Source organism: Paenibacillus cineris (assembly GCF_018333335.1).
Classification (GTDB): Bacteria; Bacillota; Bacilli; order Paenibacillales; family Paenibacillaceae; genus Paenibacillus_AQ; species Paenibacillus_AQ favisporus.
Genome location: NZ_BORU01000006.1, coordinates 121,035 through 134,898 on the forward strand (window position 1 = coordinate 121,035; position 13,864 = coordinate 134,898).

7 protein-coding genes, 11 tRNA genes and 2 rRNA genes are annotated in these 13,864 nt (G+C 49.9%); all 20 read right to left on the reverse strand.

What is annotated here, in order from left to right; genetic code table 11:
* Positions 1–597: 597 nt before the first annotated feature.
* Positions 598–2,430, reverse strand: coding sequence for a glutamine--fructose-6-phosphate transaminase (isomerizing) (gene glmS, locus KI379_RS32495; RefSeq protein WP_076176244.1), 1,833 nt, complete (start codon positions 2,428–2,430; stop codon positions 598–600).
* Between the two features lie 602 nt (positions 2,431–3,032).
* A complete protein-coding gene (gene glmM, locus KI379_RS32500; protein WP_076176247.1) occupies positions 3,033–4,373 on the reverse strand; it encodes a phosphoglucosamine mutase in 1,341 nt (446 codons plus the stop codon).
* Between the two features lie 52 nt (positions 4,374–4,425).
* Complete coding sequence (locus KI379_RS32505) at positions 4,426–5,859, reverse strand: CdaR family protein (protein WP_076176249.1); 1,434 nt, start codon at positions 5,857–5,859, stop codon at positions 4,426–4,428.
* Positions 5,852–6,682, reverse strand: a complete 831-nt coding sequence (gene cdaA / locus KI379_RS32510) for a diadenylate cyclase CdaA (protein ID WP_076176252.1) — start codon at positions 6,680–6,682, stop codon at positions 5,852–5,854. The genes KI379_RS32505 and cdaA overlap by 8 nt, the downstream gene beginning before the upstream one ends.
* Before the next feature lie 199 nt (positions 6,683–6,881).
* Positions 6,882–7,496, reverse strand: a complete 615-nt coding sequence (locus tag KI379_RS32515; RefSeq protein ID WP_076176254.1) for a zf-HC2 domain-containing protein — start codon at positions 7,494–7,496, stop codon at positions 6,882–6,884.
* 119 nt (positions 7,497–7,615) lie between these two features.
* Positions 7,616–8,182 carry an RNA polymerase sigma factor SigW gene (gene sigW, locus KI379_RS32520; protein WP_076176256.1) on the reverse strand — a complete coding sequence of 189 codons (567 nt, stop codon included), beginning with the start codon at positions 8,180–8,182 and terminating at the stop codon, positions 7,616–7,618.
* A 188-nt stretch (positions 8,183–8,370) separates the two neighbouring features.
* Positions 8,371–11,166 carry a phosphoenolpyruvate carboxylase gene (gene ppc, locus KI379_RS32525; protein ID WP_212986121.1) on the reverse strand — a complete coding sequence of 932 codons (2,796 nt, stop codon included), beginning with the start codon at positions 11,164–11,166 and terminating at the stop codon, positions 8,371–8,373.
* A 1,212-nt stretch (positions 11,167–12,378) separates the two neighbouring features.
* Positions 12,379–12,452: transfer RNA gene (locus KI379_RS32530), tRNA-Gly, on the reverse strand.
* A 56-nt stretch (positions 12,453–12,508) separates the two neighbouring features.
* Positions 12,509–12,582 (reverse strand) — tRNA-Pro (locus tag KI379_RS32535).
* A gap of 23 nt (positions 12,583–12,605) precedes the next feature.
* Positions 12,606–12,682, reverse strand: a tRNA-Arg gene (locus KI379_RS32540).
* A gap of 3 nt (positions 12,683–12,685) precedes the next feature.
* A tRNA-Gly gene (locus KI379_RS32545) sits at positions 12,686–12,760 on the reverse strand.
* A gap of 11 nt (positions 12,761–12,771) precedes the next feature.
* Positions 12,772–12,855, reverse strand: a tRNA-Leu gene (locus tag KI379_RS32550).
* 18 nt (positions 12,856–12,873) lie between these two features.
* Positions 12,874–12,949 (reverse strand) — tRNA-Lys (locus tag KI379_RS32555).
* Positions 12,950–12,953: 4 nt separating this feature from the next.
* Positions 12,954–13,028, reverse strand: a tRNA-Gln gene (locus KI379_RS32560).
* Between the two features lie 51 nt (positions 13,029–13,079).
* Positions 13,080–13,155 (reverse strand) — tRNA-Val (locus KI379_RS32565).
* Between the two features lie 125 nt (positions 13,156–13,280).
* Positions 13,281–13,352, reverse strand: a tRNA-Glu gene (locus KI379_RS32570).
* Positions 13,353–13,360: 8 nt separating this feature from the next.
* A tRNA-Thr gene (locus KI379_RS32575) sits at positions 13,361–13,436 on the reverse strand.
* 3 nt (positions 13,437–13,439) lie between these two features.
* A tRNA-Asn gene (locus KI379_RS32580) sits at positions 13,440–13,515 on the reverse strand.
* Between the two features lie 7 nt (positions 13,516–13,522).
* Positions 13,523–13,639, reverse strand: a 5S ribosomal RNA gene (rrf, locus tag KI379_RS32585).
* Positions 13,640–13,735: 96 nt separating this feature from the next.
* Positions 13,736–13,864 (reverse strand): 23S ribosomal RNA (locus tag KI379_RS32590); the annotation flags it as partial.

Below are 13,864 nucleotides of genomic sequence, written 5' to 3' on the forward strand. Positions count from 1 at the left end.
TTACTAGATTTTAGGGTTGGTGGCCGGGGAACCCCGAAAGGTATAATAAAATCTTAGGCTGGCCGTAAGCGCAGTTTAGGGCTCTTAAGAGGATCATTTGGTGTCAATGGCACACCGTTTCCTTCGAAAGCGTTAAAAGCCCCTTGAGAGGTAACATAGGCCCTGAGATAGCCTCCGAAACACAGTGTTTTTTACTTTATATCCTTGATTTCCTTGAAACAACAAAGGAGCCCAGTTTAATACTCCGGGCTCCTTTGTACTTAGTTAAGAAGTTACAACCAATATCATTCCGTTACTTTTATTACTTTTGTTGGCCACAGCACAAAAGCTACACCAAATCGGCGCTCTTGGACCTTGAGCTTAAATCAGCCTGTCTATAGCGAGTTGTCCGCTCTCCAAAACAACTAATGGCTTCGCCCCCAACGAGGGACGAAGCCATTAACTTTGCTTTGTTCAGACCTATAATCTTAAGATGTCGGAACACCAACTCTATTGCAAAAATACTGGTGTAACGGCTCAACAATAATGTCTAGCACTCACTTTAATGTCACCAGACAGAAATTGTAGGTCGTGTTGTCGACAATCCTTTTACTCCCCTTACTCCACCGTTACGCTTTTCGCCAAATTCCGCGGCTTGTCGACGTCGTTGCCTCTGGCAAGCGATGCGTAGTAGGACAGCAGCTGCAGCGGCACAACCGACAGAGCCGGCGTCAGCAGCGGCAGCGTCTTCGGAATCGCAAACGCCTGGTCAACCGACTTCAGCAAACCTGCGACATTTTCTTCATGGGTAATCGCCATGATGTCCGCGCCGCGTGCATTCACTTCCTTGATGTTGCTGACCGTTTTCTCCAGAACGGCTTCCTGGGTTGCCAGGGCAATAACCGGAATGCCTTCCTCGATCAGCGCCAGCGTACCGTGCTTCAGTTCACCCGCAGCGTACGCTTCAGAGTGAATATAAGAGATTTCTTTCAATTTCAGCGAACCTTCCTGCGCTACCGCGTAGTCCAGTCCGCGACCGATAAAGAATAAGTGCTCATGCTTGGAAATATGCTCTGCATAGGCTTTAATGGCATCCGGCTTGGCCAGCATGCTCTCCACCTGCTCCGGCAGAGCCTGCATAGCGGCTACGATCTGAGCCACCGCTTCCGGCGTCTGCGTGCCGCGAACCTCGGCGAGGTACAGCGCCAGCAGATAGAACGCGATCAGCTGCGAAGTATACGCCTTAGTGGATGCTACAGCAATCTCCGGCCCGGCCAGCGTCACGATGACGTCGTCGGCGTCACGGGCGATCGAGCTGCCCACCACATTGGTGATGGCCAGTACGTGTGCTCCGTTCGCTTTGGCTTCACGCATCGCAGCGAGCGTATCCGCCGTTTCACCGGATTGGCTGACAACGATGACCAGCGTTTCCGGCGTTACGATTGGAGAGCGGTAACGGTATTCCGACGCTACGTCCGTCTCTACCGGAATGCGTACCAGCGATTCAATCGCGCTGCGTCCCACGAGACCTGCATGGTATGCTGTACCGCAGGCAATGATTTGAATGTTGCGGATATTTTTAATCTGATCGGCCGTCAGCTTCAGCTCCGGAAGAACAACCTTTTTACCCGACTCGTCGATCCGTCCGCGCATCGTGTCGCGATAAGCTTTCGGCTGCTCGTGGATCTCTTTCAGCATGAAATGCTCAAAGCCGCCTTTTTCCGCTGTCACTGCATCCCAGTCGACATGAATCATTTCCCGAGAAATAAAATTCCCCTCAATGGTCATCAATTCGACAGAATCCTGTGTCAATACGGCCATCTCACCGTCATTCAAAATATATACTTTGCGCGTATATTGAAGAATTGCCGGAATATCCGATCCGATGAAGTTCTCTCCTTCGCCAATCCCGATAATCAGCGGGCTTGCTTGACGCACAGCCACGAGTTTATCCGGTTCGTACTCGGTCAATACACCGAGGGCAAAGGCGCCGCGCATATAACCGATGGCCTTCTGAACCGCTTTGACGATATCGCCGTCGTATTCGCGGGCAATCAGGTGGGAAATCACCTCCGTATCGGTTTCCGATACGAAATGATGTCCCTGGCTGATCAGCTCATCCTTCAGCTCCAGATAATTTTCGACAATGCCGTTATGCACGACCGAAAATTTATGACTGTTGTCCGTATGCGGATGAGAGTTCACGTCCGATGGCTTGCCATGAGTAGCCCAGCGCGTATGCCCGATGCCGGCACTTCCCACCAGCGGTGTCCCTTCCAGCTTGGACTCCAGATTAGCCAAACGTCCTTGAGCCTTGGCAATTTGCAATCCCTGGTTGGTGAACACGGCAATACCCGCAGAATCGTACCCGCGGTACTCCAGCTTCTTCAGACCCTCGATCAATACCGCTTGCGTATCCTTTTTACCAATATATCCGACAATACCACACATAGTTAATATCCTCCGTTCACTTCTTCAAATTGGGTTTTAGAAGCGTACGGGAGCATAAAGGTGCAGCATGGTGCCAGAATGTACAGGAAAACGAACATTGTATTCAGTTATACAAGGTGCATTCACGAATGTACATCCTAGCATCGCCGCATCTCTTATGCGCTTGCCCGCACACTCATGAAAAATGATCACTATTTTCTAACACCCACTGGAAACGTTGTGTGAACGGTCGCCCGTTCATTTTCCGTTTCGAGTTTACGGCTGTGGTGTATCACCGGGAGGTCCCCGCCGAACATTTCGAACACCTCCACCTCGTCAACTTGATGCTGCCGTGAATCCGAAGCGTCGTGCTCCTTCAGATTCTTCCCCGCGCAAGCCCAAGTTCTGGCGCTATTGTTGCTAACCTCACGACCCTCGCTTTCTGTTTCGTAATGACATTTACTAATTATATTCATGTCATCTCCGTTTTGCAATCGGGCTGATAGCCCCAAATCGGAGTCCCCGTTATATACCCTGTAAAAAAGCCGATGAAACCGCAATTCTAGTCTCACCGGCCTATGGCATTTATGCTTTATTTTATAGAAAAAACCAACATTTACCTGCTATACTAGTTCCCGTTTCACCACATCGACGATTTGGGAGACATACTGATCCAGGTCCTCCTTATTAGGACCTTCAGCCATGACGCGGATCAGCGATTCCGTGCCTGAAGGACGAACCAGTACCCGGCCGTTATCCCCAAGGATCCCCTCAACGGCTTGAATAGCATCCTTGATGGCCGCATTGCCTTCATACTTGCTCTTGTCCTCTACCCGTACGTTTACCAACACCTGAGGGTACTTGCGCATCATCGTTCTCAGCTCGCTCAGCTTCTTGCCCGAAGCCTGGATCGTATCCACCAACTGGATCGCGGTCAGAATGCCGTCACCGGTCGTATTGTAGTCCAGGAAAATAACATGCCCGGACTGCTCTCCGCCCAAGTTATAGCCGCCTTTACGCATTTCCTCCATCACATAACGGTCGCCGACAGCCGTCTTGGCCGTTTTCAGCTCCAGCTTCTCGGTCGCCTTATAAAAACCGATGTTGCTCATGACGGTTGATACGATCGTGCCGTTGTTCAGCTTACCCTGCTTGTTCATAGCGTCACCGCAGATACAGAGGATGAAATCGCCGTCGACTTCCTCGCCCTGATCGTCAATCGCGATCAGACGGTCCGCATCGCCATCGAAAGCAAGACCCAGGTCGGCTTTAGCCTTCAGCACTTCTTCTCTCAGCTTTTCCGGGTGGGTGGATCCGCAGTGGTCATTGATGTTCAACCCGTTCGGCTCGGTGCCGATCGTAACCACCTCTGCCCCGAGCTCCTCAAACAGCTTAGGAGCCAGCTCGTAAGCGGCGCCGTTGGCACAGTCGAGTACGATCTTCAGCCCGTCAAAGCTGTGGGAAATCGTCGTTTTCAAATACTCCAAATATTTATATTTCGATTCATTATCGACAATAACATTGCCCAGGTCCTTGCCAATCGGACGCGGAAGCGTATCTTCGGCTGCGTCCATCAGCTCTTCGATTTTCAGTTCGGTCTCGTCGGACAGCTTGAAGCCATCCCCGCCGAAAAACTTAATGCCGTTATCTTCGACCGGATTGTGGGAAGCCGAAATCATAACGCCGGCATCCGCCTTTAACAACCGTGTAATATACGCCACCGCTGGCGTAGATACAACACCTACACGGATAACATGCGCCCCGATGGACAGCAGACCCGCAACCAGAGCCGATTCCAGCATAACTCCCGAAATCCGGGTATCCATTCCAATGACAACCGTAGGTTTCTCCACGTCCCCGGTCAACACATAACCGCCGCAGCGTCCAATGCTGTAAGCCATTTCGGCCGTCAGTTCTTTATTGGCAACACCGCGTACTCCATCAGTTCCAAAATATTTCCCCATAATTGATCTCCTTTTTGAGTGCATCTCTAGTTACTATATGAGTTCGTTCAGATCAGGGTGAGCCGGTATCTGTCTGTGGCTCCTGCCCTTCCGGCGGCGTGGTGTCACCCGCCGTTCCATTGTTGTCTGTCTCATCTACGTTCGTCGAATCCGTCTCGGACCCTGAATTGCCGCCTGTTCCTTTATTGCCGTTGTCGGTCGTTCCCTTGCTGTTATCTTCAGGCTTCGAGTCCGGCTGGGTCGACGTTGCTGCAGCATTATCCTTGATCTCTATGGTCGCCGTTAGCGCATTTCCCTGATCCACCCGCGAAACATAGCGTGGGAGGACCACCTGCAGGTTCACCTGATGCGTACCGGGCTTCAGGTTACCAACGCTGGCGATGAGCTGAATGTCATCCTTTGTCAGGCTGTTCAGCAGTCCAGGAGCGCCGCTCAGCTTAAGCGACATGGTGCCGCTTGCCGGGCTCTTGATCGCGGCCTGCACGTCAGAGCCGGCCCCGCTGATCTTAATCGGAATGTCGTCAATCACCCGCTGAGAGTTGGACACCGTGGTGATTTCAACCTCCATAGAGCTCGGCTCGATTTTCTCAAAACCCTGCGGCGGCGTCAAGTCCACAGGAAGTACCATTGTTCCCGCTTCCTTGATCTGCCCCAAATCCACATCGACGTCATTATAGGACTTTATTCCCGCAAGCGCATCTTGAGAACCGTACAGCTTCACGGTAGTCACGCTTGGCTGAGCCTTGGAAATCACGAGGCCGTCAGGCAGTTGGCCGGAATAGTGCAGTTCGATCGGCACCTCTTTGTACGGCGGCGTAATCGGTACGACCACGGAGATGGTTGACGGCTCAATTACCGCCCCCTCAATTTCCTTCCCCTGCTTGTCCAACGCGGTCAGCTTCACCCGCTTTTCCTTAATCGTTGCGTCTTCGCCATCAATGGATACCGATCCTTGAATCTTATCGACCCTTTTCAGGTCGCTTTCAGGCAGCGTAACAGACACTGTAGCCGGTTCCATCGTAATGCTGCCCATCTGATAACCGGCTGCCGGCTCCCCGCTCGTCACGATCGATACAGGGAAAGACGATGTATCCCTCTTTTCAATATTGACAGTCACGGTTGACGGCTGAACGTTGACCACCTCAATTCCCGAAGGAACGTCTACGGTCAGCGGCAGCGTGCTGGTGCCTACTTTGGCTTTGCTCAGGTCCAGCCTTACTTTATAATCTTCCGAGTACATCGAGAGCAGGTCCGACTTTTTTCCTTTGACCTCAAGCTGAACCTGATCCGTGTCCATGGCGCTCAGAATATACTTCTTCTCATCCAGTCCAAAAGCCTGTACCTTCACATTATCAATGATCCGTGAATCAATTTTAGCGGTAGGCGTAGGCGTCACATCGTTCAAATGAACCATGCTCCAGAGCAAAATACTTACGGCAAGCGCCAGCACTTTCGAAATATTGTTGTTATTGATCCACTTATTCATGATTATCATTCCCCTTCCGCTTCCAGAAAACAGGACGTTTTTCTTTCGCAGAGGAATTTGGACGGAGCTCTTCATACAGTTTCGATATTAAGGATTCTTCTTTAATATCACGAACGACCTGACCGTTAATGGCCAACGATATTTGTCCGGTTTCCTCCGATACGACGATGGACACCGCATCCCCTACTTCACTGATCCCGATGGCCGCCCGGTGCCGGGTGCCCAGCTCCTTGCTGATAAAAGGATTCTCGGACAGCGGCAAATAGCAGGCGGCAGCGGCGATCTGCTGGTTCTGAATGATCACGGCACCGTCATGGAGAGGTGTATTCGGTATAAAAATGTTAATGAGCAGCTGGGAGCTCACCATGGACTGCATAGGAATCCCGGACTCCGTATATTCATTGAGACCTGTCTCCCGTTCAAATACGATTAACGCTCCGATCTTTCTGCGAGCCAAATAGTTCACGGCCTTAATAACTTCGCCGATCAGCTTATTGAGCTGTTCATCTTCCGCCGATGAGCGGCCAAACAGCTTGCCCCGCCCCAACTGCTCCAGCGCCCGCCGGAGCTCCGGCTGGAAGATGATAAAGATCGCCAAAATGCCAAAGTTAAATATCTGGTTCATAAGCCATTTAAGGGTGTACAGATCAAACCATGTACTGAGCGCCCAGATGATGACCAGGAACAAAATCCCTTTCAACAGCTGAACCGCCCGGGTCCCCCTGACAAGCAAAATGACCTGATAAATGATATATGTAACGATGGCGATGTCAATGATATCTTTAATGGACTCTTTCCACGTTAAGTCCGCAAAATAACTCATACTTAGGCCCCCATACTCCCCTTCATGATGATGGGTCTCTATGTCATTTAATTTCCCCTATATTACCTAGGTTATAACGTACACCTTCAGGTTGCAAGCGGCCGCGGTTTCAAATTGGAATCATTTATAAATATTGCCAACAAAAAAGACGCCCGCTTTGTCCCAAAGAGGCGCCAATATCTACAAATATCAAGATTTACTAACGATAGGCGACATCAGAGAACATGTTTGTGATTTTATACCATATCCAGTCCATCGCCTGATCAATGCTCTTCACCTGACCCGAAATATGGGCGGTTGAGGCTTGGTACAGCGATCCATCGATGACCGTCAAATTACCTTGGACGTCACCATAGATCTGAGTCTTTCCATTTTCTACCGTCAAATTGCCCGCAATACTCTTGCCTTCAGGCACGATGACCGTGTTCCCTTCAATGACAACTTGATCCAGATCACTGCCTTTAACCACCAGTTGGGTATCCTGATCCCAGAAGCTCACGGTACTAAACAGCATCACTAAGACAAATATAGCCGCGGCTGTAATGGCCGGATGTCTCTTGACCCATGTAAGCCATAGCTGCTGCTTCTTCTGCTTCGGGAGAGAATTCATGATCCGCTCAGTCAGCTCAAGAGATGCAGACGGCGTATGATGCGTCAGCGAGTACATCAGCATATCCGTCTGTTCCAGCTCTTTAAACTGCATCCGACAGTCAGGGCAGGACAGCATATGGGTCTTAAGCTCCAACTGCTGCTCCTTGGACAAGTCGTCATCCAAATAATCATGCATTAAAGAGACGGCTAATTTGCAATCCATTCTGAGCCAATCCTTTCATTAATATGAATGTATTCAATCTCCCCGGTTCAGGGGCACAGGTCAGTTTCATTTGTAATACGTACAGGTTCTGAAGAAGTTTCAAAACCGAAGCTCGTTTTCTATAATTTGGGCTCTAATTTTTTGCGCAAAAATTCGCGACCCCGGTGCACCCTCGTTTTAATCGTTGTTACGGGCATTCCCAGCACATCGCTGATTTCCTGCAAGGACAAATCCTGCAAATACCGGAGGACCATGACCGACTTATACTTCGCCGGAAGGCTCTCGATCGCTTCGTAAATGATCTGCTGCGTCTCCGAGATCAGCGTCTCGCTCTCAGGCGTCCGGTTATCGCTTGGAATCATCGAATACCCGTCCATACCTTCCTGGTCGTTCATCTCAGCATCAAGGGAATAGGTCGGTTTCCTTTTCCTCAGCCGGTCGATGCATAGATTGGTTCCGATGCGGTAAATCCATGTGGAGAATTTCTGATTCTGGTCATACCTGTCCAAATTTTTATATACGCGTAAAAAAGTCTCCTGAACGACGTCCTCCGCTTCGTGGCGGTTGTTCAGCATCCTGTAAGCCAAATGATAAATTTTGTCCTTGTACAGTTCCACAATTTCGGCAAACGCTCGCTGGTCTCCTTTCAGAGCCAGTTTTGTCAGCCGGTTTTCTATATTTTCCATCAAGATTCCCCCAGACTTGCTGATGGGTACGACAACAATTTATTTTTCCATTCAAATCGTAAATGAAGTCTCTCTAAAAAGCAAGACAAGCCGTATAACAGAACAATAGGAAAGCCGCAGCACCTGGGGTTCAGGCACTGAGCTTTCCTATTCTGGCTTCAGGGATGCTTATTGAAGTAATCGTATCATCAGCCTGTGTTCCGGAGTCCCGAGGCAATGCCGTTGATCGTGAGCAGAACCTCACGCAGCAATTCTGCATTATCCTCATCCTGTTCGCGCAGTCCGCGGAGCTCGCTGAGCAGCTGTACCTGCAAATAGCTGAGCGGATCCACATAAGGATTGCGGAGGCGGATCGATTCCTGAATGACAGGCACATTATCCAGAATTTCTTTTTGTCCTGTAATTTTCAAAATCAGCTCTGACGTCAGCTTGAACTCTTCCTCAATCAGTCCGAAGATACGGCGGCGTGCCTCATCGTTGCGGGCCATGCCGGCGTATTCCTTGGCAATGACCATATCCGCCTTGGCGATCGCCATTTGAAGGGAATCGATCAATGAAGTGAAGAAGGAGAACTTTTCGTACATCTCCTGCATCACCTTCAGATTCTCTTCCTTGTTCTGATAGAAGCTCTGAAGGCCTGTACCCGCGGCGTACCATGCAGGAAGCAGGTAGCGGCTTTGGGTCCACGAGAACACCCACGGAATGGCGCGCAGATCTTCAAAACGGTCGGTATTCTTCCGCTTTGAAGGACGCGAACCGATGTTCAGCTCTCCGACTTCAGGAAGCGGCGTGGATTCCTTGAAGAATGCCAGGAAATCCGGATCACGGAAGATCAGATCCTGGTACTTATTCCGGGAAACCTCGGACATCTCGCGCACGATCTCATCCCATTGGGCTTCGTTTACGTCATCCTCTTCCGGCGAACGCGCGTTGATTGCTGCCGTCACCAGCGCCGATGTTGCCTGTTCCAAACTGCGGTAAGCAATGCCCTTCAGCGAATAGCGCGAGGAAATGACCTCACCCTGCTCGGTGATCTTGATGCCTCCGCCGATGGTAGAAGCAGGCTGAGCCAGAATGCTGCGGTTCAGCGGCATGCCGCCGCGACCCAACGATCCGCCGCGTCCGTGGAAAAATTTCAGCTTGATGCCGAACTCGCTGGCGACAGCCGTCAGCTCTTTCAGAGCAACCCGCAGTTCCCAGTTGGCTGTAACCGCGCCGCCGTCCTTGTTGCTGTCGGAGTAACCCAGCATAATTTCCTGAAGGTCGTTCCGGGCCGTAATGCTCTGACGATAAATCGGCAGTTTGAAAAGCCGTCTCATAATTTCCGGAGCGGCGTGCAGGTCCTCTATGGTCTCGAACAACGGAACCGCCTGCAATGTACATTCTACGGTACCGTCCGGAAGTTGCCGGAACAGCCCGACTTCTTTGGCGAAGACCATGACTTCCATAATGTCACTGGCTCCTTCAGCCATACTGATCAGGTAGCTGGTAATGCAATCCTTACCGTAATCCTGCTGTGCTTCCTTGACTACCCTGAATACATCCAGGCACTCTTTAGTACTTGGGCTGTAGTCCTGATATACCGACGAGATCGGTCTCGGTTCGCTCAGCAGCTTCGTGAGCAGCTCAATCTTCTCCTCTTCGGAAAGCGCTGCATAGTCCGGCGTAATGTTGCTCTTCTCCAGGACCTCTTTCATCGCATTCTCATGTTCCTGGCTGTGCTGACGGATATCCAGCGCCGCCGTATGGAAGCCAAACAGCTCCACCTGGCGAATCAGCTTCTTGATATAAGTATCTGCTACATAGTCCGCAAAATGGAAGCGAAGACTGCGGTCAATAATGCTCAGGTCTTCAATAAACTCCGCTGGCGAAGCGTAGGACTCGGTTGTTCCTTTTTTACTGTCGTCCAGAACGTTCGCGATTTTCTCCATCATGTAAACCAGTTTGATACGGTATGGTTCCTTCGCATTGTTCCAAATATCCCTTTTTGTAACGGTTACATTTGCACGGTCCCGTTCAATGGAATCCTGAAGTTCCTTGGAAACTTCTACTATGGAAGTGCTGAAGCTCAAATACTGCATATATTCAACTAAAATACGCTGATATTCCCGAATAGCCAGCTTGCGCTGCATACGAAGCGTCTGCGAAGTGATCTCGGCCGTCACAGATGGGTTACCGTCACGGTCGCCGCCGATCCATGAGCCGAATTTCAGGTACGTAGGCACGTGCCAGAGGTGTCCCGGATAATACTTGGTCAAGCAGCGTTCCAATTCCTGATAGACGTCAGGCAGAACGTGGAACAGCGTCTCATGGAAGTAATACATTCCGTTCCGGACCTCATCCAGTACCGTAGGCTTACGGGCTCTAAGCTCATCCGTCTGCCACAGCGTAATGACTTCGTTCAGCAGCTTCTCCCGAAGCTGTTCGCGCTCGCGGAACGTAAGAGTCGGATTGTCCAGCAGCATGACATCTTCGGAAATCCGTTTATGAATATCCAGAATCGCTCTGCGCATAGCTTCCGTCGGATGGGCGGTCATTACCAGTTCCAAGGACAGGCTCTCAATAATGTCCTGAACTTCTTCGACCGTAAAGTTCCGCTCTTTCAGTTCCTTGATGGCCATCTCGATCGAATCGGGCTGAACACTTTCTCCAGCAGAGCGCTCATAGTCCCGTTTTCTGCGGATCCGATGATTTTGCTCAGCGATATTCACAAGCTGGAAGTAAATCGCAAAGGCGCGAATCACCTGATGGCGAATATCCGGCTCAAGGGTTTCAACCATCTTTTTGAATTCTTCATACAATTCAGGCAAAAAAACAGAACGTAAAGATTTGCTTGTTTCACGGATCTTCTCAACGATGTCTAAGAGTTCATTGCCCCCTTGATGGACAAGCACTTCCCCGAGTATGTTCCCCAAGAATCGCACGTCACGCCGCAGCAAGTTGTTTGAATTGCTTTTGTTCGCGGTTACCGTAAGTTCAGTCATGCTACTCCTCCCGTCTCTATCCCGTCTGTATTGCTTTCTCTTTGTTCATACTTTCTTAACATCATACAATAAATCACATCGAAAATCTGCACTTTTATTAAATAAAGCGCAGATTTTCGCGTAAAAACACGATGTAAAATATGTATTTTCATTCAGTCATGCCTAATTCCTGACATATGTTTTAACAGATGTTGTGAATAATACAGCGGTTTTCATTCTAAATAAAATACCGCATTGAGTTTATTTATGCATACCCCAGATGCTTCAACCACTATTTACCACATAACTTAACTCATTAAACAAATCATCTCGTTAATATTTAACATGAGGTTAGTTTAACGGAAAATCTCTTTGGACCTTTTCATTACAGCAGCTGATTTAACTATGCTCTCTTGTTAACATAACTGCTAGTTCATTGATCAACATAGAACACATATTAAGGAATCTTGGGCATACCAAATATTAGATTGTTTTTAGCTTGCCTTAGCTAGGTATATTAAAGATTTTTAAGAATGCAATTGTGTGATGTTAACCCTCCAATCAAAAGGGCTAGAGGAGCAAATAAGGCGGTTATAGAGGCAATCAGGTAAACCCCTCAGAGAGCTAACCTTGTAATCGTGCATAACAGCCCTTTGAAGGCATCTAAAATTTATTAGCGTGTGCCTTCGGCCCGCCACAGAGGTAGATGTTGACGTGCGTCCTGAGCGGGTTCCTTCAGTGAAGCCAGCACGGACGGTCGTACCCACGCTGCGTAGGTTTTCTCCCACACAACCGCTCCAAACAAAAAAACGCCTCTCGGCGTTATGTTTTATGTATGGAGCGGGTGATGGGAATACTCAACATCTCGATTAAATAAGCGTGCCTTCGGCCCGCCACAGAGGTAGATGTTGACGCGCGTCCTGAGCGGGTTCCTTCACTGAAGCTGCACGGACGGTCGCACCCACGCTGCGTAGGTTCTCTCCCACACAACCGCTCAAAATAAAAAAACGCCTTTCGGCGTTATGTTTTATGTATGGAGCGGGTGATGGGAATACTCAACATCTCGATTAAATAAGCGGACCTTCGGCCCGCCGCAGAGGTAGATGTTGACGCGCGTCCTGAGCGGGTTCCTTCATTGAAGACGGTACGGACGGTCGTACCCACGCTGCGTAGGTTCTCTCCCACACAACCGCTCTAAACAAAAAAACGCCTTTCGGCGTTATGTTTTATGTATGGAGCGGGTGATGGGAATCGAACCCACGCTATCAGCTTGGAAGGCTGAAGTTCTACCATTGAACTACACCCGCAGATCTCCGTGCAAGCCTTGAAACAATCATGACTTGCACGAAGCTGTGCATGCGTATCGGGATGACACGATTCGAACATGCGACCCCCTGGTCCCAAACCAGGTGCTCTACCAAGCTGAGCTACATCCCGATATCTATTGTAAAACAGTTAAATGGCGCGCCCTAAGAGATTCGAACTCCTGACCTTTTGATTCGTAGTCAAACGCTCTATCCAGCTGAGCTAAGGGCGCATATGGAGCGGACGACGGGAATCGAACCCGCGACCCTCGCCTTGGCAAGGCGATGCTCTACCGCTGAGCCACGTCCGCATTAAACAAAGTGGTGCGCGTGGAGGGACTTGAACCCCCACGTCAAAGACGCTAGATCCTAAGTCTAGTGCGTCTGCCAATTCCGCCACACGCGCAAAACCTGTAAATAAAACTGGTGAGCCATGAAGGACTCGAACCTTCGACACCCTGATTAAAAGTCAGGTGCTCTACCAACTGAGCTAATGGCTCTCACTGGCTGGGGATATAGGATTCGAACCTATGCATGACGGAGTCAAAGTCCGTTGCCTTACCGCTTGGCTAATCCCCAAAGTTACGAATAACTATAGTCTGCCCAATTTTAAGTATTTCATATCATAAATGGTGGAGGCTGAGGGGATCGAACCCCCGACCCTCTGCTTGTAAGGCAGATGCTCTCCCAGCTGAGCTAAGCCTCCATGCAAACTATGTATCCATTAAAACACACGATGACCCGTCCGGATCTTTCCTTCGTTTAAAGGCAGCAAAGCTTGTCCCAACGAAAGTATATCCGACGAACCTTATGTGGAACAAAACAAGAAAGTGACCCGTATGGGATTCGAACCCATGTTACCTCCGTGAAAGGGAGGTGTCTTAACCCCTTGACCAACGGGCCACAAAATATGGAGCTCTCAACCGGGATCGAACCGGTGACCTCATCCTTACCATGGATGCACTCTACCTACTGAGCTATGAGAGCAAATGGCTCCCCGAACAGGACTCGAACCTGTGACAACTCGATTAACAGTCGAGTGCTCTACCAACTGAGCTATCAGGGAATATACCGCTTGGCAACGTCCTACTCTCCCAGGACCCTTCGGTCCAAGTACCATCGGCGCTGGAGGGCTTAACGGTCGTGTTCGGGATGGGTACGCGTGGAACCCCTCCGCTATCGCCACCAAACGTTCAAGTGTTTGATCACCTGAAAACTAGATACGAAACGAATCTGCGAATTAATAAGCATATGCTTCCGTAGCAAGCTTTCTTTCAGAAAGCTTTTAGGATAAGCCCTCGACCGATTAGTATTGGTCAGCTCCATGCATTGCTGCACTTCCACCTCCAACCTATCTACCTCGTCGTCTACAAGGGGTCTTACATACTGGGAAATCTCATCTTGAGGGGGGCTTC

What these genes read in the sequence shown, in the direction of transcription:
- glmS (WP_076176244.1), bottom strand. Translation starts at nt 2,430, where the DNA reads ATGTGTGGTATTGTCGGATATATTGGTAAAAAGGATACGCAAGCGGTA.
- glmM (WP_076176247.1), bottom strand. Translation starts at nt 4,373, where the DNA reads ATGGGGAAATATTTTGGAACTGATGGAGTACGCGGTGTTGCCAATAAA.
- KI379_RS32505 (WP_076176249.1), bottom strand. Translation starts at nt 5,859, where the DNA reads ATGAATAAGTGGATCAATAACAACAATATTTCGAAAGTGCTGGCGCTT.
- cdaA (WP_076176252.1), bottom strand. Translation starts at nt 6,682, where the DNA reads ATGAGTTATTTTGCGGACTTAACGTGGAAAGAGTCCATTAAAGATATC.
- KI379_RS32515 (WP_076176254.1), bottom strand. Translation starts at nt 7,496, where the DNA reads ATGGATTGCAAATTAGCCGTCTCTTTAATGCATGATTATTTGGATGAC.
- sigW (WP_076176256.1), bottom strand. Translation starts at nt 8,182, where the DNA reads ATGGAAAATATAGAAAACCGGCTGACAAAACTGGCTCTGAAAGGAGAC.
- ppc (WP_212986121.1), bottom strand. Translation starts at nt 11,166, where the DNA reads ATGACTGAACTTACGGTAACCGCGAACAAAAGCAATTCAAACAACTTG.